Origin of the sequence: Citrobacter amalonaticus, from assembly GCF_018323885.1 — a bacterium.
GTDB classification, from domain to species: Bacteria; Pseudomonadota; Gammaproteobacteria; order Enterobacterales; family Enterobacteriaceae; genus Citrobacter_A; species Citrobacter_A amalonaticus.
In genome coordinates, this window is record NZ_AP024585.1 from 3,799,770 (window position 1) to 3,822,264 (window position 22,495).

A 22,495-nucleotide genomic window follows, 5' to 3' on the forward strand; every position below is an offset into this window, starting at 1 on the left:
AGTGAGGCATGCAGACTCAGTAGGGTTTATTGAACAGTCCGTATAGTGCCGACTCATAATCACCGCTGTCATACAGCGCTTTCACCGCCTGCTTGGTGATGCTACGCTGCCCGGAGATCGTTGCCAGATCCTGAAGGAATTTATCCCCTCCGGGGCAGGCCGCTATCTCAAGGAGCAATGCCCGGGTATCCGGATGCATATCAAGGCAGGCAAGAGAGCCTAAATACTGCTGCATCACCCGTTTGCGCATTTCATGTTCCTGTCGCACGAACTCCGCGTCAATACGCGCGTCGTCGACGGGGATCCCCAGACGCCGCCATTCATCTTCCGGAGCCTGCGCCTCACGCATTGCCTGCGACAGTTTGCGGATAAACAGCGCTTCACGTTCAGGATCGCAGAGCGGATGCTCCTGCTTCGCATCGTGAGCTAAATCGAACAGCAAATTGCCGTGCGCATAAGAACTGTAAAAACCGGCGGAACCCGGGATTTTCAGCACCGGCGTCTGGTGGGTGAAGACAAAACCAGGATGCAGAGTGGCTTCCTGCAATTCAGCGAGATTAAACATCCTGCGCATGCGCATCGGCATCAGCGTGTACTCGTATAGCGGGGTATTTTCCGGCGACTGGCTCCCTCTCATATAGACATAGCGACCATCGGTGATCGACACATGCGCGCCGAAATAGCCAAAAATAGCCTCTGATTTAATCGGCATTTGTCGCGCTATGACCGGAGACAATGCCTTGCCTGTCATGTTGTGCGTTTTCTCAATGCCAAACGCCTCCAGCAACGTCACCGCCAGATCGTGCATCTGCGCCAGTTGGGTTCGCGACTCGCCAGCCCGTCGACTTCTGGGATCCCAAATAAAGAAGGGGACATGCGCAATCTCGTTATACACCGGCATAACGCTTTTCCCCGACCACTCTTTTTCACCAAACATAAAACCGTGGTCGGTATTCACAATAAGCATTGTGTCCTGCCACAGATGATGTGCGTCGAAAAAGTCCAGCACCTGGCCAAGATATTCATCGCACATCAACATCAGCGCCTGATAATGCTTTTCACCGTTCACCACTTTCTGCGGATTATTGATCCTCTCTGTCGAACTGTATTCCGGCCAGTCGTCAGGGTTATTGACCAGTTCAGGATCGACCATGCGCTTGAAGCGATCCGGCACATAAAAGGGCTCATGCGGATCAAAACTCTCTATTTGCAATAACCAGTTATCCTGCTGATAGTTTTCCGCCAGGAAAGCCAGCCCGGCCTGATAACAGCGCGCCTGCGGGAAATCTTTCTCTTCACGAATATAACTGCGGTTAATCTGATCGTGCTCGATCATATTACGGCGCAGCGGTTCGGCGTTTTTCCATGAATCCAGTTCACGGGCGCCGTCGAAGCCAATCTTCGCTTTCCAGAGATCCCCCTCCTGTCCGCGCATAAACTCATAACTGCTGTAGCGATTATGGTAGGTCGCCCCGCCATCTTCCCAGTAGTGCTGATGGTCGGTAATTAAATGGCAATAGACGCCGTGCTTTTTAATGATTTCAAAAATAGAGTCATCAAAGGGTTCCAGCGGCCCCCAACTGCGATGCAGGAAATTCAACCGTCCGGTATGCAAATCGCGTCGGGCTGGCATGCAGGGCATTGAGCCAACATAGAAATTATCAAAACGAACGGTTTTCCCCTCCAGTCGTTTAAAATTAGGCAGAGGAAATGCGTCGGCCTGATAAGCCGGGAGCTTATTACGACGCAGGGTATCAAACATCAGCATAACAACTTTCATATTACTCTCCATCCCCGAGCAGTTTCATGCAGATCGCCTGATGTTTTTTTTTGTTCAGGGTATAAAAAATCATCGAAAACAGTGACAGGAGTTGCCCGCAAACCGGCGTCAGGACCATCAAAATAAGCAATCCATGTAATGTTCCCGCCGTTTGCGCCTGCGCGCCGGGTAGATAACCAATAAGATCAAGGACGCCGCCCAGCACAAAGGCACCCAGCGCAGAACCAAATTTGTTGGAGAACGTTAATGTGGAGGAGGCAATTCCGGCGGCATTCTTTTTCGTTTTCCAGCGTAATTCATCCGCGCAATCAGTGACCATCATCCAGGTAATCAGCGACCCGCCCTGACAAAACGCCATCACGCAGGCGAGAAGTATCAAAGTAAAGGTGACATTTTCAGGCGAGAAGGTGAGCCAGAGTATCAGCGAGGGAACCATGGCAATAAAACAGATGATCACAAATGCCGTTTTATTTCCATAGCGAGATACTAACCACTTAACCAGCAGATATATTGATGCGCCAAACAGCATATTCAGTAATGCTCCCGTCGCAACCAGCTTTGTATTGTGGAGAACCCACGTATAAAACTGAACGGTCACCCCGGCGGTAATCGCTAAGGACAGCGTGTTCGCCGAAGAGGCCAACGCCAGGCATCCCAGTGAACGACTACGAAAAGCCAGCGACAGCTGTTTGAAAACGGCCACCACAATATTCTGCTGTTCGCCCGACGGGTCGGTCTGTAATCCCTTTTCATCGTGCACAATACGTTGCCAGTTATCCTGTCTGCGGGCGCCGTAAGCGCAAATCCAGAATCCCAGCGTGGTCACAACCCCAAATAAAATGCCGAGGTAGTGATAGCTATGAAAATCAACCACCACATTGCCCGTCGCATCCCGGGTCTGGCTGAATGCAGATAAAATATAAATGCCGCCCGCGCTGACGATAAACTGGGCGATAATCCCGGTAAATTGCTTGAATAACACAATATTACTGCGTTCATTGACCTTGTCTGTAATGTAGGCCGTTAATGAGTGGTACGGGATATTCGACACGGTAGAGACAAGGGAGTAGAGCATATAAACGCAGGCGATATAAACCACCCTGCCCGTCGCGGAGAAATCCGGAGAGGCAAAAACCATCCAGGTTGTAAAACCCAGTACCGGTGCTGATGTGATTATCCAGAAGCGGTATTTACCCAGTCGCGTCCGGGTTCTGTCACCCATCGCGCCCATCACCGGATCGATAAACGCATCAATCCCCCGTGCGGCAAGCGTGATGGCGCCCACCGTGGCCGGATTCACACCATAGACATCAGAAGCATAGGTAATAAAGAAAACCAGCATCGCGTAAAAACTGAGGTTGGAGGCAAATCCGCCCCCCATCGCGTAGCAGAGTTTGTCAGAGACCGTCAGACGTTCCATTTTATTGTCCTTGTATTTTGTATGGCCTCCTTATTGTTAAAAAAGAGAGACTCGGGACGACAATTGTTTGCATCCTGAACCTATAGTAAAAACCTATAATCCCCCGCGCCTGCGCATCGCGTGGGTAAATAATATTTTGTAATTATTCAGTTTTTATTCCGCAGCCGTAACCGGCATTGATTAAACGCGCCGCTGGACAATATTCATATTTGTGACCCTGGTTCAATTTCCGCCACCGACAGTACGGGTGGCGCAATGGCCTGACATTGGCCCACACTCTGTTTTTACGCTCCTCTGTTCGTGATGTCTGGCATCCGATTGTGCCGCTCGGCTCAACGAACCTTCGGGGCCAACTTGACGGTCATGCCGTGAACCTCAGTCCTGGCGTTTTTATACACAATTTGACATAAGGGCAGGAAATATCGACTGTTGTGGGGTAAGTCCATTTTGTCAGGTAACGAGGCAGGCTATACTCTTTCAAACACTCATCTCAGAGGCAGCAACTGGCGTGAAGGATATGTATTACAACGATGAAGGGATCAATGCGTTAATCCAGAATGAACTGAATGCGTTCATTAAGGACTACAAAAATACGATCTACGCATATGCGATTATGAACAAGAAAGATCCCTCGCAAATGCAGATTATCAATAATAATCCTGAGTGGTTTAACATCTATCTTGAAAGAAAATACCAGTTTATTGACCCTGTTATTATTAGGGCTTTAAGCAGTGTTGAAGATTTTTTCTGGGAGAACAAGGTGCTGCTGGCGAACGGTTATAACCTGACGCGCATTTTCAGTGAAAGTTCTGAACACAATATTTATCAGGGTCAGACGTTTCCCCTGCATGACTATCTGAATAATCTTGTCGTATTATCCATCATCAGCCAGAAGGATTCGGGGATAGAGATGGAAGCCTGCCGCGCGCACTTCATGCATTTTCTCATTCAGTTACATCAAAAGACCCTTAATCTTTACAGTAAAGTGCATCAGAAAAAGAACGTTTTTTTGTCACCGCGCGAACGACAAATTTTGAAGTGGGTTAGTGCGGGTAAAACCTATGCCGAAGTCTCGGTTATATTGTCAATTGCAGAGCGAACCGTGAAATTTCATATGAGCAATGCAATGAAAAAGCTGGGCGTAAACAACGCCAGGCATGCGGTAAAACTTGGAATGGAGCTCAGATTACTGGATAACTGAACTCCGTGCGGGATTACAGACGGCGAAGTTGTTGAAGTATCTCGCGGAGCCAGTGGCTGGCCTTATCTTTGCTGATGATGCTCTCAATTGCGCTCTCACTCGCCGGCATAAAAATATAGTAGATAGTTTCACCTTTCTCAGAAAGTCCTTTCTGAATCACGTCAATTTTCCAGTTCGCATGACGGAAAATGGCATACATACCGCGACTGGCAACGGCGAACATGCCCCGATACTGTTTCTTCATGCAATAGACGATCATTGCCAGAAACAGTGCCTTACTGGCGGGCATCCCACGAAGGTTTCCGCAATCACGTCTCTCTTTATCTAAAAACAGGCGGCTCACTTCACAGCAGGGAATATCCGTAGGGAGCGTAATATTATCGAAGTACTCATGGAATATTTCGCTGATCATCGTCGGTTGCGTGGCATCGATAAATCGGGCGCCGCACAGGATTTCTCCCTCATGCATCCCTAACAGGTAAGTCGTGTTTTCGTTATCAAATTGATCCTTTTCCAGGCCATCAGTACATTCTACTTTCCAGTTGAGCCGCTCACGAAATGTTCGGTTTCTCAGGCGGTAGAGTTCAGTGGCAAAACCTGACGGCAACTCATCGCGATCAAGCAAAAAAAACTCAACAAAAGAGTTCATTTATTCATTCCTGATAATAACATTCCGAAATTATTATCCCCTGTCTTTTAGGACAGCTTTTTTTCAGGTCGGGTCTTCCTTATACTTAAAAAATACCTGACTAATAGCGCTCGCGGCACATACTAGTCAGGCGGTCAAAGACCAACGTAACACCAGGGATAAATCCACCCGAGATTATCTAACATTTAGACTCCCGGGTACAGAATGCAATAAGCACTTAATCAATAAAAAACTATTAAAACACGACAAATATCAAATATTTTACCTTATTATATTGCCCCTTGTATTTTCAAGGGGTAATATTTAAGGTTGAGTTAACTATTAAGCTCAATGCTGTTCCTCGCTCGATCACATCCTTTTACATCACGCGCCATTTTCTCTTTCTGTCCCTCTACCTCCATCCTTATTTCTCTCTTGTAAGAAAATAGTCCTGTTTGCAAAGATTGCGTGAGATCAGCGGAAGTTACGCTTCCGTAAGATGGTCGAATTTTATCCTTCCGATGAATAATCTCGCAGAACGTGCGCAACGCGGATGCGGTAAAAAGAGAATATCGACTCCCGGCCTTCCCTTTGCGCTGCCCGGTGTTTCATGTTGCTCTTCCACACCGCGACGGCGTCTTCACTCTCCCACCAGGAAAGCGATAAAATCTTCCCTTCCGTACTCAGGCTTTTGAAACGCTCAATCGAAATGAAGCCCTCAATATTAACAAGTTCGTTCCTGAGTTCAGCGGCAAGCTGTAAATATCGCTCCTGCTGAGTCGGTACTGCATCCGCTTCAAAAATCACCGCTATCATAACAATCTCCTGGGTTAGCATTTCCGCTACTTTAGCGGTAAGTACCGGGCAATACTTCGCTGAAGACCGAATCATGCCTGGTTAGGGATCATGACGGCACATCCGCATTGAGCTTACTGTAGAACCCCTGTTCCAGTTTCGTTTCCAGTATTGACTGGACCTCAATCGCCAGGTTTTTATAGAACTCAGACAGTTCATCATCCTTACAGAGCAGGACAATTTTGCGGCGTTCTTTGCGATTGTTGATCCGGATGATCTTCAGCGAGTCAGTAAAGGCGGGAAGTGTGGTAATAAACAGCGGCGTGGTCAGCGTCCATCCGTAGCCGCAGGAAATTAATTTCAGAATGTCATCAGCATTATCCATTTCAAACTGGATAGACGGAGACAGGTTATTCCATTTCAGCCAGTTGAGCGTCTGGATGCCGGTCGGCGTATTGCGGGTATAGGCGATGTAGTCCCTGTTTTTACACAACTCTTCCAGCCGCGTTTCCGGCCAGGCTTTGGGACAAACGCACAGAAACTCCTCTTCAATCAGCGGGTACATTCTGACATTAGGCGGCATCTCGGTATGCAGCATCGTGATGGCCAGGTTAATGCTGCCCGTATTCAGCGCGGAAAGCAGCCCCGATGCTGTACCGGTAACCTGGAAAATATGTTTCACCTGCGGTTGCAGGAAGGTCAGGATATCCAGGCCGATAGATTTACCGATCGAATCCACAAAGCCGATTTTCAAATGTGAAATATGCCCGTGACTGATCGCGTTGATATGTTCCTGCAGATAAACACCGCTATCGATAATCTTTTTTCCCAGCGGGTACAGCGCCTGCCCGGCTATCGTCATCTGAATGGGTCGCTGTGAACGGTTAATCACTTCAGTCTTTAAGCCATTTTCCAGATTCGCGATCTGCTGAGAAATCGAGGATTGAGTCAGGTTGAGTTTCTTTGCCGCAGCGGTAAATGACCCCGTCTCAATGACTGCTAAAAACGCCTGTAACTGCTTAAAATCGAAGTTAATATCCTTCATTACCGCCTCTACTATTACATTTTTTAATAATGAGTATTTATCTTTTCAATGCTTTTTTTTCTTTGAGCCACTTCAAATTATCTGTACTGCCAGCCAATTAAGGTAGCGATACACCTTAATACAGGAAGAGACATAACGATGCGTGAAGAAAAGGATCTATTAGGAACGTTAATGGTGCCGGAGGAAGCCTACTACGGTATTCAAACGCAACGGGCGGTACTGAATTTTTCAGTTTCGGGGAAAACGGCCGGGGACATTCCGCATTTCCTGTGGTCAATCGCCGCGATAAAACAGGCGGCTGCTCAGGCCAACGCGCAAATTGGCGCGTTGGATCAGCAGAAAGCCGCCGTCATCGTGACGGCGTCGCAGGAGGTGATGAACGGCGATTTTGACGCCCATTTCCCGATTGATATTTTTCAGGGCGGCGGCGGCACCTCGACCAATATGAACATGAATGAAGTGGTGGCTAACCGCGCGAATGAACTGCTCACCGGCGTACGGGGATATGATGCGATTCACCCAAATACGCACGTTAATATGGGACAGTCGACCAACGACGTCATTCCTGCGGCGATGAAAATGACCAGTCGCACGAATATCAGGCATTTGCTGGTGCAACTGGAAAAACTGGAAGCCGTACTGGCGGCTAAAAGCCGTGAGTTTGCCGACAAAGTGAAATTAGGCCGCACCTGCTTACAGGATGCGGTGCCAATGACGTTTGGCCAACAGTTTGGCGCCTATCGCACACAGGTCAACCGGCTTAGGGAAAAACTGGCCGAGGTCAACGAGGAGGCGCTGTATTTACCCCTGGGAGCGACGGCGATTGGTACGGGGTTGTCCACCCATGAGGGATATCTTCCGGCGGTGTATCAATGGCTGGAGACCCTCACTGGCGAGCCATATCGCCCGGAAGCGGATTTTTTCGATGGTCTGCAACACGGTGACTTCTATATTGAATTCTCCGCACAGCTCAAGAAAATCGCCGCCTTTCTCTCTAAAATGGCGACCGATTTTCGTATTCAGGGTTCAGGGCCGCGCGCTGGTTTTAATGAAATTTTAGTCCCTGCCGTGCAACCGGGTTCGTCCATCATGCCGGGCAAAATTAACCCGGTCATGCCCGAACTGATGAATCAAATTGCGTATCAGGTTATCGGTAATGACGTCACGGTAACCATGGCGGTTGAGGGCGGCGAGCTTGACCTGAACGTGTGGGAACCGGTGTTGCTAAAGGCGCTCTTCGAATCCTGCTCGTTACTGAGCCGGGGGATACCGCTGTTCATCGATAAATGTCTGAAAGATATCGCGATAAATGAAGAAGTGAGTGCTCGCTACGCAGAGGAGAGTACGGCGCTGGCCACCGTCGTGGCAACCCTGTTTGGCTATCAGATGGGATCGCGAATTGCAAAAACCGCGTATCAACAGCAGTGCAGCGTAAAGCAGGTCGTGCTGGCAGAAAAACTGCTGACACCGGAACAGGCGGATTATCTGCTTGATCCGATGAATATGACCGATCCGCAAAAGAGTACGGCAGCGATTAAACGTTATCAAACAGAAATGAATATGTCGTAATCATCTGTTATCGAGAAATAAGCGTTAACTGTAGGTAATGAATATTCCCTATTCATTACCTCACCCTCTCGTTGCCGATAAATAAAATATAACAAAGAGCAGGTTAATTATATGGTGATATTACATGTCGTTTTATTACTGGGAACCATCATGCTTGCCGCCCGCTGGGGCGGAATTGGCGTCGGGTTTGCCGGCGGGATCGGATTAGCGATTTCGGTATTTATTTTTGGCGTTCCGGCAGGTTCTCCACCTGTCGACGTAATGCTGATTATTCTGTCTACCATTGTGGCGCTCTCAGCCATGCAACAGGCCGGCGGAATGGATTATCTCGTCACCCTGACCGAAAAATTACTGCGCCATAATCCCGGCTATCTTAATATTCTTGCCCCCACCGTAACGTTTATTCTGACGGTACTGTCCGGTACTGGTTATACCGCCATGTCGGTGATGAACGTGATTCAGGAAGTGGCGAAAGACAACGGTATCCGACCCAGCCAGCCGTTAAGCTCTGCGGTTGTGGCTTCGCAACTCGGGATTACCGCCTCCCCGATCTCTGCCGCCACGGCGATTATGTACGGCACCGTTGAGGTGATGGGCGTGAGCTTCGGCGACGCAATGCTGATTATCCTGCCCACCGCGTTATTTGCCATGCTGATCGCGGCGTACATTGCCAGCAGACAAGGTGCCAAACTGGCCGACGATCCTGTGTGTCAAAAAATCATGCAGGAAAATAAAATTGTGCTGAATAAACAGGCCAGCCGCCCTATTCCCGCCGGAGCAAAATCCTCAGTCGCCATATTCCTGGTGGGAGTGGTCTTCGTGGTCTGTATGCTGCTGTTTAAATCCCTGATTGGGCATACCATTAATTCCCGCGACTTAATCATTATTACGATGTTTGTCGTGTCCACGATCATTATTTTCACCTGCAAGCTGGACATGAAAGAGCTGAAGAACTCACCGATATTTAAATCCGGCGCGGAATCACTGGTGGTTGTATTAGGGATTGTCTGGCTTAGCAGCACGCTGATCGGTGCCCATATCGATGAGATCAAAATGGAAGCCAGCGACATATTACGCGCCTGGCCGTTCTTACTGGCGGCGATATTTTTCTGTACCAGCGCCATGCTGTTTAGCCAGGGGGCAACCAGCGCATTGCTGATGCCTATCGCCGCCTCCATCGGAATTAGCCCGGAGGCAATATTAGCCAGTTTTGTCGCGGTCAGCGCACTTTATATCACGAATATTTACCCGACAACCGCGTTTGCGATAGCCACTGATGATACGGGTTCATTTCTCAGTTCGCGCTGGAATGGCTCAAAGATCGTTAATCACCCCTTCTTCCTGCCGGGATGTTTATCGATTATCTTCTCGGTACCATTTGGCTTTTTACTGGCACAGATGATTTTGTAATGGCGAAGACAGAACAGACCTGCCGTTGGCGGCTTTCTCTATCCCCCACGACATCACCAACGTAACCGTATTAAATATGTCGTGATGAACAGCAGAACAGGTTGAGGTTAATCTGTTCTGCTATTCATCCATATGTTAGTTATTCGGCAACTACTGGTATGTCATCGTAAAAGACAGTACGCCATTAGCCGTCCCTGTGGTGATGTGATCGCCCGTCTGGTAGTAACGCGCCTTAAGCGGGACCGTGAAACCGCCCCCTGTGCTCGATGTCCCAGCCGCCACATCGGAGCCCAACCTCATTGGCTGGTTGTTATAAAGCAGTTGGATCCCGACCCCTGTGGCGGCGTTACTCCCGCTGGTCGTATTGATGACGCCTTTCGTTGCGTCATTAATATCGCCTTCCATCCTGACGCTGACGGCGGTTCCGGCATTGCAGGTCATCGGCAAATTGAATGACTGGGTATATGTCTCTCCCGGCGTCGTTCCTTTGCCATTAAAGGCGTTTTTATCAACCTCTTTCATATCGACAGGGATGGATGCCGTGGTCAGTTTGCAGGCTGGCGTGGTCACCGTGAACGCATTGATATTGACTGCGGCTTCTGGGGATTGCCAGAGCAGCGAGTTATTCAGCAATATCAACGACCCCACCATTCTTGCCGATATCGTACCAGAACCGGTCTCCGTCGCCGTTTTATAAAATGTCACCGTGACCGAACCATTCAATCCGGGACTTATCATTCCCGTGGTATTTTGACAAAGCCTGGCGGTGTTAATATCGCCCCGAATCGTATTCGCCCCCGTTACGGCGGCATTCCCTCCGGCACACTTTGCCGTCGAGCCGGAAATCGCATAGCCAATACCGTCAACGTTGGTTTTATAGACCCGTACCCCATTGACCATCGAATCGAAGGTACCTATCGCCTTTACGCCAAATGTTTGATTGGAAATAACCCCGTCCGCTGAATCAAAACAACTGAACGCATTCACTGTCGGCGTCATCATCTGCGTACCAATAACGGCCCCCACCGGCAGATCCCTGGAGATAGTGATATTCTGCGGCGATAAGGTTGTTGATGGCGTGACCGTCGAACAATCCCACGCCAGCGTAGTCCGTGAAAACAGTCCCAGAGCTACCCACAATAAACTCACTATAATTCGATTCATCTTACTCTCCACTTACCTGCACTCCGCGGTGACGTTATGCGTTTTGTCAGAAGCCTGCGCAATCTGATAATGTGCCAGACAACTTTCCCCAGCCCAGTTCACCACCACGGAGCCTTTTTCCGGTGCGCCGCTAAACCAGACTCGCTGACGATCGTCAACAATCCCTTCTGGTGTATTGTCGCGATGGTTAATTGTGGCCGTCGCCCCAAACGGAATCGTTTTGCCCGTCAATTGCAGCAGGATTCGGTAGCCGGTAACGGTCGGGAAATCGGCCAGGGTCAGCGCGCCTTTTGTTGGTACGACGGTCTGCGTGTCATTCAACACATCCGTATTGTTGTTCAACCTGTCGGTATTTAGCGTCAGACTGTTCTGTCGATATGGCGCAACGTACGGCACAACGGCAAAACCTTTACTGTCTGTGTAAATGCCGCTGTTATTCGCCACTTTCACATCAGCGGCATTCTCGGCCTTCACCAACGCCATTGTCTCGCCAAGAGGTTGAGTCGCGGAGACGCCATACGGATGAACCACCAGTCCCCCCATTGCGCCAACCGAGACCTGACGATTATCGCGAGAGTAGTTATAACCAAGCTGATATTCACCATGCCGGCCCTTAGAATTCGCCGACGCACTGCCCGTCACATCTGCACCCTTACTGTTGTATCCCTGCTGTACGTTCCAGTTCAGATTGTTGTCTTCCAGCGCGGTACCGGACAGCCCAACCTGTGAAGTGGCGTCGCCTTTTTTATTCGCGTTTGCCGATAGCGTCATCCAACTGTTTGGCAAGAAACGTGAGAACGGAATCTGCATCGTAAAAGAGACGATATGATCGTTGTCGTTGTGCCAGGGACCACGGGAATAGCTATAGTTCAGGCCATAATTAATATTGTTAATACTGGTGTTGTAACCCAGACTGACGTTACGCTCGGTATCACCGCCCCAATAGTCCTGGTGCCAGGCCGAAAGGTTGATATTCCCGAAATCGCCAAGCTGCTGGTTCAATGTCACCTGTGCCTTACTGCGTTTGTTACGCTGATAACGCCAGTCATTGCCTTCCAGAACGTTATCGCTCGCCATCCGGTATTTATTGACATCACCATTCGCTTCCTGAAAATCATGAAAGCCGGAAGAGGAATACCGATATCCCATCAGACTCAGCGAGGTGCCCGTTGATGAAAAATCTTTGGCATACTGCGCGCGAAGCGAGATACCACCTTCCGTTTTGCCTGGCATCTGCGTATGAGCAAAGGTAGTGTCAAAAGAGAACGAACCGAAATCGCCCAATCCTTTGCCGATACCAATAGCCCCGGCCTGGTAATCTCTCGACGCCAGCGTGCCGCCATATATTGTGGTGTCCCACGGCAACCCGTAGCTCATTGTGGTCTGAAGAAAATCCGGTTCTTTATCTGTACTGTTTGATGCACGATATTTTCCCACTGCCAGAGCATATTTAAACTGGCCCTCACGCTGCATGATCGGCACAGCCGAAAATGGCTGAATAAACTGATGCACCGAACCATCTGCCTCACGCATAACCACGGTAAGATCACCGCTGGCAGCAGTAGGATAGAGATCATCAATCACAAACGGGCCTGGCGGAACATAAGACTGCCAGATAATATTCCCGCCCTGACGAATGGTGACTTGTGCGTTACTTTGCGCAATGCCACGGACTACAGGCGCAAACCCCCGAACGCTTTCCGGCAACATGGTGTCATCCGAATAAATTTGCGCGCCACGGAAGTGAACACTGTCGAATACACCAGACTGCGTATAACCATCCCCCATACTGAACTGGCTTTTCAGCACTTTAATATCACGCTCCAGTGACGTGCTGAGGGTATTCCAGCGCCCGTCCCCTTCGTTATTGTTATATGTCGAGTAATTACGCAACCGCCAGGGACCGACGTTAATCCCACTACGCAGGTTTAGATAGCTGTCATTACGCGAATCTCCCTTGCCATGGCTGTTGGCAGCAGAGAAGTTATAATTCAGGAACAGCATATTCAGTCCATCGTCCCACTGTTCCGGTGCAACGGAGCCGCGTGGATCGCGCTGCATATATTCTTGCGGCACCGAAATATCCAGACGCATCCCATCAAACTGAAAATTGAGTTGGCTCCCGGGGAGTAACGCACCAATATTATCGATGGTCGCGGAATCCTCCATACTCATCCAATCAGGCTGTGCGTTACGCTTCACACCCCATTTCACGAAATCGGCGTAGGTTAAGGATGGTGCCAATTCACTCTCTTTACCCAGAAAGCTGATATCACGAGATTCGATATAATTTCCGTTCAGATAGACATCAATGTGATAAATACCGGGAACCTGTCCGTCAGTTTTGCTGAAACGGGAGATATCAATATCACGTGGAATATTCCCTCGGGTTTCAATGAGATCGGGTGAAAAATAATCCTCAGCCAACACGGTTGATGCTTGTGTAAACAGATAGACCATGACTGATAATTTCGTTAACGTTGCAAAACCTGAAACCGTATTGAGCTGGAGCATAAGCATTTAACCTACATTTTAACTTTTTGTTCAGTCGTGACGCCTCCAAAATCATTAATCGCACGCCACGATACGTCACCGCCGTTTATCCCCGATAGGGGTAGCGTGACGGTTTGAAATGGTAATACCATTGGAGGCTTAGTGATCGTCTTGCCGTTCACCTTTATTTCATTGAGCGACACGCTATAAGGCGTTGGATTATTTACAGTTAATTTCCCACCCTCACGTGAAAAAATTAACTGCTGGTATGCCAATGACGGATCGCCTTTTAACCCGGTGGGACGATAAAACAGCTTCATTTTGCTTTTTACCGCGATCAACAATTCATTTTTCGCATCCGGTGAGGATGAGGGAATCGCTTTGATATTCAGCCAGTAAACGCTTTCTCTGTCGGTTGGTAAGTTATTTTCAGCCAACATGACGCGAACAGAGTTCTGCGCATTTGGATTTAATTTAAACAAAGGTGGTGTAGTAGTGAATTCGCTACCACTCTCATCACCATTTTCACTTTTACTCACCCATGACTGAATTAAATACGGTTTATTGTCCGGATTTTTAACACTGATTGCAGCCTGACTGGCATTACCATTATAAATAAGACGAGTACCGCCTATTTCAACACCACTAATTGCCGCTGTTGAGATAAATATCATCCCTATAGCAACCGTGTTATATAATTGCTGAAACATGAGAATTCCTGCTTAATTACTCAGGGCCACGAGTGGCCCTGCTTTTACTGATAAGTTACGGTGAAAGAGGTTGACGACTTGGCCGACCCTGCTCCGACAACGCCTGTGGCCATATATTTCGCGAAATAGGTCAACGTATTGTCGATGTCTTCCTGCAATGCCACGCTAGCCGAAGAAGTACCGACCGGGATCAATGTCGCGCTGTCCTGTTCATAAATAGCGACGCCAACATTTGTCGCAGTCTGACCTGTGGTCAACGCCAGAATCGAAGGGTTAGTCGTATTGGTGGTACCGTCAAATCGAACACTGGCGCTGGTTACACTTGCCGGACAGGATTTCAGCACAATGTTGAAGCGCTTAGCGGCAGCTGTTGCACCACTTCCACCAGAAAATGCCGCCGTTGAAACGGTTCCAAGCTCAACGGGTTGTGAAATCGCGGAAGGATCCACCACACACGCCGTTCCCGTAATGGTTCCGTTAAAGTTAATTACGCCATCGGCTGCATATGTCGCCTGTAGAGCAGACAGCGATAAAATCGCAGAAATCAGTGCTAATTTTTTCATATCGTAAAATCCTGATAATTAAGTTAATATTTAATTAAAAGCGTTGATGTTAAAAACAATTATTTCTGCACTCACCTCCTCTGCATATTCTCGTTTCCCGACATTAACGCAACAATTTATGTAAGGTCAGGCTCATGAACACATGGGTTTGCACATTCTTATTCGCGCGATATTTCGATACAGAGATACACGATTACCGAGTTGAAGTTTAAATATCAGACTGCGACGGTGTGCATAGAATGTCTTCATCGACATGCCCAATAACTCACCAATCTCATTCGCCTCCATTCCTTTTTGTATACAATCAAGAACTTCACTTTCCCGGAATGAAAGCGTGTATTTCACCCGATAAGCATACCTGGAGTCATTGACAAACAGGCATGAGAGGATTTCATTTATCCGGCGTCTCTTATCAATGAAAGTTATATCTCTCAAATGGCATAACGCGTAGTAGTCGAGATCATTGGTGATAAATGCAATGATCTTCCTGCCAGGAAACAAATACTCTGTACTCCGTTGAAGGAGCGACTCATCGACATCGACTATAGTGTAATTTTCATCAATTAACTCCGGCGTTAACAACGCACTTATGCCGACAATAAAAAAATAATCATCAGAAAAAACGGAGTCTGACAATTTCATAGAACTTCCCTTTTCGACACTTCCTGCTTGCTGTTTTAACGTCTGTAAGTCGCCACATGTTTCGCTGTAAAATTTACAGAAAATAATTCAGCATGACATCACAAAAGTCGTGGATTTCGTAAGAAAACATAAAAACGATCGTTTCTACTAACTTTTTACTTTCAAAAGAACAACGATCCACACCTGGCTATTTTTATCAAAACAAAAACCCAGAATATGCAACAAAAAACAGAATTAAACACTAGCTATATGGATAGGTTTAGTTTAATGATTCAGGCAGGTTTGATAGTTGAAACTTGTAATAAACCAAAACATGGATTTTTCTTAGGAAATATACCAGGTTTAATTAACTAATTTTATTCTGTTGGAACAGGGCTTATTTTACCTGGTTAACACAGGAGCAACATCAGCGGTGCCTTATTATTCTGTCAGGCACCACCTACACGTGTAGGAAGGGAAATTAAGGTGTGAATTTCTCGATTGCCTGCTCCAGCTCGTCCAGTAGTGTCTGGATATACTCAAGCTCAGCAGGCAGTTCGGTGACAGTCATTGCGTCCGGGAGTTTATCCTCCAGAGACTGTGAAGCCTTCATTAAAGTCTCAACCCCCAATAACTGAGCAGTCCCGTTAATGCGATGAATATGATGTTTAACCAGACGATAATCACCAGACTCACTGGCGTTATAAGCCGCCGTTAAATCACAGCGATTTTCTTCCTGCGCATCTTTTAATGCGCGAAGCATCAATGCCCGATTCCCTTGCGCCAGCATCGCCAGTCTTTCGAGATCAAATGCCGTGTCGTGGGTATCACTGACGCCGGAGAGTAAATGAGAGAGTTGTGACAACGTGATGGGTTTGAAAAGACAAGCATTCATGCCCGCCGACAGACAACGTTCGCGCTCGTGCTCCTGCGCCGTTGCCGTGAGCCCCCAGATGACAAGCGTCGTATTACTTTTTCTGACCTGGCGGGCAAGCTCAATACCATCCATAACCGGCATATTGAGATCGGTAATCAACAAGTCATAATTTCCTTGCTGAAGATAATGCAATGCAATCTCGCCATTGTCGGCTTCATCAGCGATGATACCCAGCGTCATAAGCTGACGTTTCAAAAGTAATCGGCTGAAAGGAAGGTCATCCGCGATTAATACCCGGAGTGTTGTTCCTTGCAATACTGGCAGAGGCGCGTCAACGTCCGCAACGGTAGGCGTGATATCAAACGACGTCTGGACTGGCAGGCTCAACGTAACGGTCGTCCCCCGATTCACCTCACTTTGCAGTTCGATTGTCCCTCCCATTTGCCTCATTAATCCCCGACTAATGGCTAATCCGAGCCCCGAACCGCGGTGATGTTCTCCCGCTATTCCCTGGCTAAAGGCGGTGAATAAACGACGTTGTTCTTCTTCGCTCATTCCCGGCCCAGAATCACGCACCGAGATCACCAGCGTTTGCTCATGCTTGACCGCAGAAATTCGCACATCACCACGTTCGGTAAATTTCACCGCGTTACCGATAATATTGGTGAGAACCTGCCCCAGTAATTGGGGATCCAGTCGCATCGCCTCGCGTGCCTCTAAACGAGAATCGTAACGTAGCGCGATCCCTTTTTGCGCCGCCAGCGCGCTGAATAATGCAATGCTGTCTTGTATCAGGCTGTCCGGATATTTCCACTGGGGAACGGTCTCTAATAAGCCCGATTCGATCTTCTCCAGATCGAGGATCTCGCCAATAAGTTTTAATAACGAACGTGAGGCCTGGGCCGCCTGGTCCACTGATGCTTTATCTTCCGGGCTAAACTTCGCAGGAGAAAATTGCAGGAGTTCAAGAAATCCCATAATGGCACTTACCGGGGTTCGTATCTCATGGCTCATGTGAGAAAGAAATTCCCGCTTCTCTTCATTGGCCCTGAGAGCCCGGTTTCGTTCCTCTTGCAGTAAGCGTTGAGAACGTTTTCTGATACGAACTTCCCGCACCAGATAGACTGCCCATAACAAGGTGCTGAGTACCAGTAACGACGCTAAGGTAGCCACCAGATAAAAAGGCCTGTTATATAATTCCCAGGTATCTATTTTGACATCCGGCAGACGAATCCATTTACTGACGATCTGCAGGACCTCTTTTTGCGGAATATCATCTAACGCTTTATCCAGAATTTGCCGTAACTCCGGCTCAGAGCGGGGCACCGCGAAACTGATTGCCGCGGGTTCTTCTCCGGTAAGCGGTATCCAGGAAAGCTGATCGGGATAGTAATGCTCGCTCAGATAACGCGCGGTCAGCTGATTCGAAATGGCGGCATCCACTTTTCCTGTTGCGACCAGATTCAATGCCACGCTGGAATTTTCCACCTCTTCCCACACAATGCCTGAATATTTCGCCTTCAGTGTGGCCAGTAAAGTGTGATCGGCGCTGATTGCAACATGGTTACCGGGCCGCAGCGCATGCTCTTTACTTTCCTCTTTTCTGATCACGGCCACGAACTGTGTGGTGATAAATGGATGCGTAAAAGAGAGATAATCTTCTCGGCTGAGATCATAGGTAGCTGCCTGCACAATATGCCAGTTACCTTTCTTCATCTCTGCGACCATCTCTTTATTCGATTTGACGACCACCGTCTCAAACTGAATACCCGTTTGTAAGCCAATCAAATTAAGGACATCGCCAACAATACCCCGCGTTTGCTGGCTTCCATCAACCATCGTGTAAGGGGCAAACCAGGGATTGATAATCACACGGAGTGTTTTGTGATTATTTAACCACTGCTTTTCGCGTGGCGTCAGGTCCAGAGGTTCAATCAGGAAGGAGAGATTGCCTTTATCAATCATCGACTGGGCAATTTGCCCATGGATGTTTTCATCAATTGCGCTAAGGGTATTGTTCACAATTTCCCGCAGCCGTTGCTGTGCGGGCAAAAATAAAAAGTAGCTCTTTCTCTGTGGCGCAGGCCAATACTTCACCGTTGTCAGCGCAAGACTGAACTCCTGGGAAAGCCAGGTGCTGGTCGTGAGTGAATCGCCGAAAAACCAGGCATTGCGCCCATTATTAACAGAATTCAGCGCTTCCTGGTAACTGCCATAGTTATCGATCTCGGCATCGGGAAAGGACTGGCGGATAAAATCGACATCTGGATAGTGATTAACAATCGCTACCCCCGTACGTTGTGCGCTCTGCAATGGCGCCATAACGTTGCCAAGAGAGGTGACTAAATTGGGCCAGGAATGAATCAGTGGCAGAGAAACCTGAACACTTGCTTCACGCCAGGATTGACTCTCCAGCCCGGTCAATACCATATCGACCTCTCCCTTTTTTAACGCCTCAACAGCGTCAGCCTGATCCGGATACGCCATCACACTTATTCGTGTATTAAGGGAATGTTGAATCAATGCCAGATAATCAGCATTCATTCCCCGATAACGTCCAGTCAGCGTTGTCATAACAAGCGGCGGCTGAACGGGCTCATAAACGGCGACTCTGAGACTTTTTTTCTGCTGCAACCAGCGTTTGTCATCCTCACTCAAATAAACCGGTACAGGCGATATATAATTGAATCCTGATAGTTCCAGCTCAACGGGAAGTCTTAGTTGTGCGTAAACAGCACGCCCGCCGATGGATAAAATAATGAGCACCGCCATCAGCCATTTATTTATCATCATGTCAGCTTATTCTGATGAGCAAACGAGAGCAGTTCGATTAATGATTTACAGCCGAGTTTTTCCATGAGCCGCGTTTTATAAGTACTGACGGTTTTACCACTAATATGCATCGCCTCACCAATTTGCGAATTGTCCAGACCGTTAAGCACATGCCCCATAACTTTCATCTCTTGTGTCGAAAGGGATTCCAGACGCTGCGCATCGGTGAGGATTTCGGAGGCTTCTTCGGAGAAAAATGGAAAATAGGTATACCCATTCTGTGCGGCATTAATGGCCGCCAGGATATTATCCATGTTCTGCTTTTTACTGATAAACGCGTTCGCTCCCGCCTGTGCACAGCGCTTGCTGAAGTAACGATCGTTTTTCGCTGAGACGACCACTAACACGCCGTGATAGTGATTCGCTCTGAGTTTCTCCACCAGCTCTACCCCATTGACGCCGGGGATCTCAACGTCAATAACCACAATATCCGCAGTCGTTTTTAGCAAACTCTTCAGCGCAATCGCCCCGTCCTCATACTCTCCGAGAACCGTAACGCGATCTTTCTCCAGTACACCACGAATAGCCATACGCGCCAGAGGATGGTCGTCCACGATAATTGCCGTGCGGGAACGCATTCCACTCATAATTCCCCCAAAGATCGTGATGTTCTAAACACGCTATGTCATTAATAATAGCGTAAACGATACGGTAGATTACCCTCTACATTAACCTTTGTCGTGCGGAGTACTTCACTGTTCTCATCACTTCCCCCACCCTGGCTGTATATATTTCACTGGATACTCACTCATATGCGATCGTGATGACTGAGGCTATTGCACATCATGAAGCGATGTTCTGAATGTTTAAAACCATGCCGTTGAATCCACTATCCTTACAAAAATGGAAAAGAAATTATCTGGCAATGTTAAAACGAGGCAGAAATTGGCGGGTCGTTTTAATCCTGATATTTCTGTCACCCTATGCAAGAAACGCATAGCGCGAAACATTCTGGCATTTTCCCCATATCCCTATGGCTGGTAAGGTCATTGAGTTCGGGCCACTTCTGGCCTGTCGCAACAAACACACATTATCAAAAAAATAACGGGGTTCGCTATGGCGCAACAAGGGGAACAGGCGGCGCTGCCGCTTGCAACAGAAAAGGTCGGACTTAAGGGATATCTGGCATTTTTTCTGACCATCATTTTCTTTTCCGGCGTATTTTCCGGAACGGAAGGTTGGTGGCGTGTTTTTGATTTTAGCGTGCTGAACGGTTCGTTTGGCCAGATCGCGAATGGCGCGGCACAAACGACCGTCACCTTCCGGGGCGCGGGCGGTACGGGCGCAAAAGATGGTTTTCTTTTCGCGCTCGAACTTGCGCCGTCAGTCATTTTGTCACTGGGCATTATTTCTATCACCGACGGTCTTGGCGGATTGCGTGCGGCGCAACAACTGATGACGCCGATCCTGAAGCCGCTGTTGGGCATTCCGGGCATCTGCTCGCTGGCGCTTATCGCTAACTTACAAAATACCGATGCGGCTGCAGGTATGACGAAAGAACTGGCGCAGGATGGTGAAATCACCGAGCGCGATAAAGTCATTTTTGCCGCATACCAGACCAGCGGCAGCGCGATTATTACCAACTATTTTTCCTCAGGCGTTGCCGTCTTCGCGTTTCTGGGAACGTCTGTTATCGTCCCGCTGGCCGTGATTCTGGTGTTTAAATTTGTCGGCGCCAACCTGCTACGTATCTGGATCAACTTTGAAGAACGCCGTAACCCAACGCAAGGAGCACAAGCATGACCACTCAGGTACGCAAAAATGTCATGGACATGTTTATCGACGGTGCCCGCCGCGGCTTTACAATTGCCACCACTAACCTGCTGCCAAACGTGGTGATGGCGTTCGTCATTATTCAGGCGCTGAAAATCACCGGTTTACTTGACTGGGTTGGACACATTTGTCAGCCCGTCATGGCACTTTGGGGACTTCCTGGTGAAGCCGCCACCGTGCTGTTAGCGTCGCTGATGAGTATGGGCGGCGCGGTAGGCGTTTCCGCCAGTCTGCTCACTGCAGGAGCATTAAATGGTCACGACGTCACGGTTCTGCTCCCGGCGATATACCTGATGGGTAACCCGGTACAAAACGTGGGTCGCTGCCTCGGTACCGCCGAAGTGAACGCCAAATATTACCCCCACATCATTGCGGTATGTGCCATCAACGCATTACTGTCGATCTGGGTTATGCAGCTTATTGTTTAAAAAGGGAATTATCATGCCTGATTTATCCTTCGCAGAATTTACGTTACTGCAAGGTGCGCACCTTTATACCCCTGAAGATCAGGGGATTTGCGACGTGTTTCTCGCCAACGGCAAGATTATTGCCGTTGCACGCGATATCTCGCCTCACATTGTGCCGGATTGTAAGGTTATCAATCTCCAGGGACGGATCCTGTGTCCTGGCTTTATCGATCAGCATGTACACCTGATTGGTGGCGGTGGTGAAGCGGGCCCCACGACCCGAACACCAGAAGTCAGACTGAGCAGACTGACCGAAGCCGGGGTCACGACCGTCATTGGTTTGCTCGGCACCGACTCCGTAACCCGTCATCCGGAATCACTGCTGGCGAAAACCCGGGCGCTGAATGAAGAAGGGATCACCGCCTGGATGCTAACCGGCGCTTATCATGTCCCTTCACCGACGATCACCGGTTCCGTCGAAAAAGATGTGGCGCTGATCGATCGCGTTATCGGCGTAAAATGCGCCGTCTCTGACCACCGCTCTGCCGCGCCTGGCGATTATCAACTGGCAAACATGGCAGCAGAATCTCGTGTGGGTGGCCTGCTGGGCGGCAAACCGGGTGTCAGCGTGTTCCATATGGGCGACAGTAAAAAGGGGCTCAAACCGCTGTACGACATTCTCGAAAATAGCGATGTGCCGATGAGTAAGCTGCTTCCCACCCACGTAAACCGCAATGAGGCGTTGTTCGAAGAAGCACTGGCCTTTGCGCTCAAGGGCGGCACCATCGACATCACCAGCGGTATCCCCGATCCGGTTGCACCGGCTGAGGGGGTTGCTCGCGCAGTCAAAGCCGGTGTACCGCTTGCCCGGATAACGGTCAGTTCTGATGGTAATGGTAGTCAGCCGTTGTTTGATGATGCCGGAAAACTCACCGGAATTGGCGTGGCGGGCTTCGAGAGCTTGCTTGAAACCGTACAATCGCTAATCAACGATTACGGATTTACCCTGACCGACGCACTGCGTCCGCTGACGACCAGTGTGGCTACCTTTCTTAACCTGTCCACTAAAGGCGAAATCGCCCCCGGTAAGGATGCCGACCTGCTGGTGATGACGCCGGAATTGTGTATTGAGCAGGTTTATGCTCACGGCAAACGCATGGTGGTTGACGGGAAAGCCTGCGTGAAGGGTACTTTCGAGTAAGCGCAA

The 22,495-nt window shown here is 48.8% G+C and carries 18 protein-coding genes; 6 read left to right on the top strand and 12 right to left on the bottom strand.

Translation table 11 applies throughout. The annotated features are described in order from the left end of the window. Positions 1 to 16: 16 nt before the first annotated feature. Positions 17 to 1,780, bottom strand: a complete 1,764-nt coding sequence (locus KI228_RS18005) for a sulfatase (protein ID WP_061069626.1) — start codon at positions 1,778 to 1,780, stop codon at positions 17 to 19. Between the two features lies 1 nt (position 1,781). Further along, the gene (locus tag KI228_RS18010; protein WP_061069625.1) at positions 1,782 to 3,200 is read right to left on the bottom strand and encodes an MFS transporter; all 1,419 of its coding nucleotides are present in this window, start codon (positions 3,198 to 3,200) and stop codon (positions 1,782 to 1,784) included. A 517-nt stretch (positions 3,201 to 3,717) separates the two neighbouring features. Between KI228_RS18010 and KI228_RS18015 the strand changes: the two genes are divergently transcribed. Next, positions 3,718 to 4,401 (top strand): helix-turn-helix transcriptional regulator, encoded by a 684-nt coding sequence (locus tag KI228_RS18015; RefSeq protein ID WP_192926969.1) that lies wholly within the window; start codon positions 3,718 to 3,720, stop codon positions 4,399 to 4,401. A 13-nt stretch (positions 4,402 to 4,414) separates the two neighbouring features. Here KI228_RS18015 and KI228_RS18020 read toward each other — a convergent pair whose 3' ends face one another. From KI228_RS18020 to KI228_RS18030, 3 genes are all read right to left on the bottom strand, one after another. Next, positions 4,415 to 5,050 carry an acyl-homoserine-lactone synthase gene (locus tag KI228_RS18020; protein ID WP_042999420.1) on the bottom strand — a complete coding sequence of 212 codons (636 nt, stop codon included), beginning with the start codon at positions 5,048 to 5,050 and terminating at the stop codon, positions 4,415 to 4,417. Between the two features lie 489 nt (positions 5,051 to 5,539). Beyond that, positions 5,540 to 5,845 (bottom strand): antibiotic biosynthesis monooxygenase family protein, encoded by a 306-nt coding sequence (locus KI228_RS18025; RefSeq protein ID WP_042999419.1) that lies wholly within the window; start codon positions 5,843 to 5,845, stop codon positions 5,540 to 5,542. A gap of 88 nt (positions 5,846 to 5,933) precedes the next feature. After that, positions 5,934 to 6,869, bottom strand: coding sequence for a LysR family transcriptional regulator (locus tag KI228_RS18030; RefSeq protein WP_042999418.1), 936 nt, complete (start codon positions 6,867 to 6,869; stop codon positions 5,934 to 5,936). Positions 6,870 to 7,007: 138 nt separating this feature from the next. Between KI228_RS18030 and KI228_RS18035 the strand changes: the two genes are divergently transcribed. Beyond that, on the top strand, positions 7,008 to 8,438 hold the full coding sequence (locus KI228_RS18035) for an aspartate ammonia-lyase (protein WP_104010296.1): 1,431 nt from the start codon (positions 7,008 to 7,010) through the stop codon (positions 8,436 to 8,438). Between the two features lie 111 nt (positions 8,439 to 8,549). Beyond that, entirely contained in the window at positions 8,550 to 9,848 is a 1,299-nt protein-coding gene (locus tag KI228_RS18040) for an anaerobic C4-dicarboxylate transporter (RefSeq protein WP_061069624.1), read from the top strand. A gap of 150 nt (positions 9,849 to 9,998) precedes the next feature. Here the strand turns inward: KI228_RS18040 and KI228_RS18045 are convergent, their stop codons facing one another. From KI228_RS18045 to evgA, 7 genes are all read right to left on the bottom strand, one after another. After that, positions 9,999 to 11,012 (bottom strand): fimbrial protein, encoded by a 1,014-nt coding sequence (locus KI228_RS18045; protein ID WP_044254094.1) that lies wholly within the window; start codon positions 11,010 to 11,012, stop codon positions 9,999 to 10,001. Positions 11,013 to 11,024: 12 nt separating this feature from the next. Next, positions 11,025 to 13,472: a fimbria/pilus outer membrane usher protein gene (locus KI228_RS18050; RefSeq protein WP_224267558.1), complete on the bottom strand. Its 2,448-nt coding sequence runs from the start codon at positions 13,470 to 13,472 to the stop codon at positions 11,025 to 11,027. Between the two features lie 65 nt (positions 13,473 to 13,537). Further along, positions 13,538 to 14,215 (bottom strand): fimbrial biogenesis chaperone, encoded by a 678-nt coding sequence (locus KI228_RS18055; protein WP_042999414.1) that lies wholly within the window; start codon positions 14,213 to 14,215, stop codon positions 13,538 to 13,540. A gap of 44 nt (positions 14,216 to 14,259) precedes the next feature. Then, positions 14,260 to 14,778 (bottom strand): fimbrial protein, encoded by a 519-nt coding sequence (locus KI228_RS18060; protein WP_042999413.1) that lies wholly within the window; start codon positions 14,776 to 14,778, stop codon positions 14,260 to 14,262. Between the two features lie 132 nt (positions 14,779 to 14,910). Continuing rightward, positions 14,911 to 15,420 (bottom strand): helix-turn-helix transcriptional regulator, encoded by a 510-nt coding sequence (locus KI228_RS18065; protein WP_141227642.1) that lies wholly within the window; start codon positions 15,418 to 15,420, stop codon positions 14,911 to 14,913. Positions 15,421 to 15,880: 460 nt separating this feature from the next. Next, positions 15,881 to 19,069 carry a transporter substrate-binding domain-containing protein gene (locus KI228_RS18070; RefSeq protein ID WP_224267559.1) on the bottom strand — a complete coding sequence of 1,063 codons (3,189 nt, stop codon included), beginning with the start codon at positions 19,067 to 19,069 and terminating at the stop codon, positions 15,881 to 15,883. Further along, positions 19,066 to 19,695 carry an acid-sensing system DNA-binding response regulator EvgA gene (gene evgA, locus KI228_RS18075; protein ID WP_042999412.1) on the bottom strand — a complete coding sequence of 210 codons (630 nt, stop codon included), beginning with the start codon at positions 19,693 to 19,695 and terminating at the stop codon, positions 19,066 to 19,068. Before evgA ends, KI228_RS18070 begins: the two co-directional genes overlap by 4 nt. 469 nt (positions 19,696 to 20,164) lie before the next feature. Here evgA and KI228_RS18080 point away from each other — a divergent pair, with 469 nt between their 5' ends. Genes KI228_RS18080 through iadA form a run of 3 tightly spaced genes read left to right on the top strand, consistent with a single transcriptional unit; the run spans position 20,165 to position 22,489 of the window. Next, the gene (locus KI228_RS18080) at positions 20,165 to 20,851 is read left to right on the top strand and encodes a nucleoside recognition domain-containing protein (RefSeq protein WP_042999411.1); all 687 of its coding nucleotides are present in this window, start codon (positions 20,165 to 20,167) and stop codon (positions 20,849 to 20,851) included. Continuing rightward, complete coding sequence (locus tag KI228_RS18085) at positions 20,848 to 21,309, top strand: YjiG family protein (RefSeq protein WP_042999410.1); 462 nt, start codon at positions 20,848 to 20,850, stop codon at positions 21,307 to 21,309. The genes KI228_RS18080 and KI228_RS18085 overlap by 4 nt, the downstream gene beginning before the upstream one ends. A gap of 13 nt (positions 21,310 to 21,322) precedes the next feature. Beyond that, complete coding sequence (iadA, locus tag KI228_RS18090; protein ID WP_044254084.1) at positions 21,323 to 22,489, top strand: beta-aspartyl-peptidase; 1,167 nt, start codon at positions 21,323 to 21,325, stop codon at positions 22,487 to 22,489. Positions 22,490 to 22,495 lie beyond the last annotated feature (6 nt).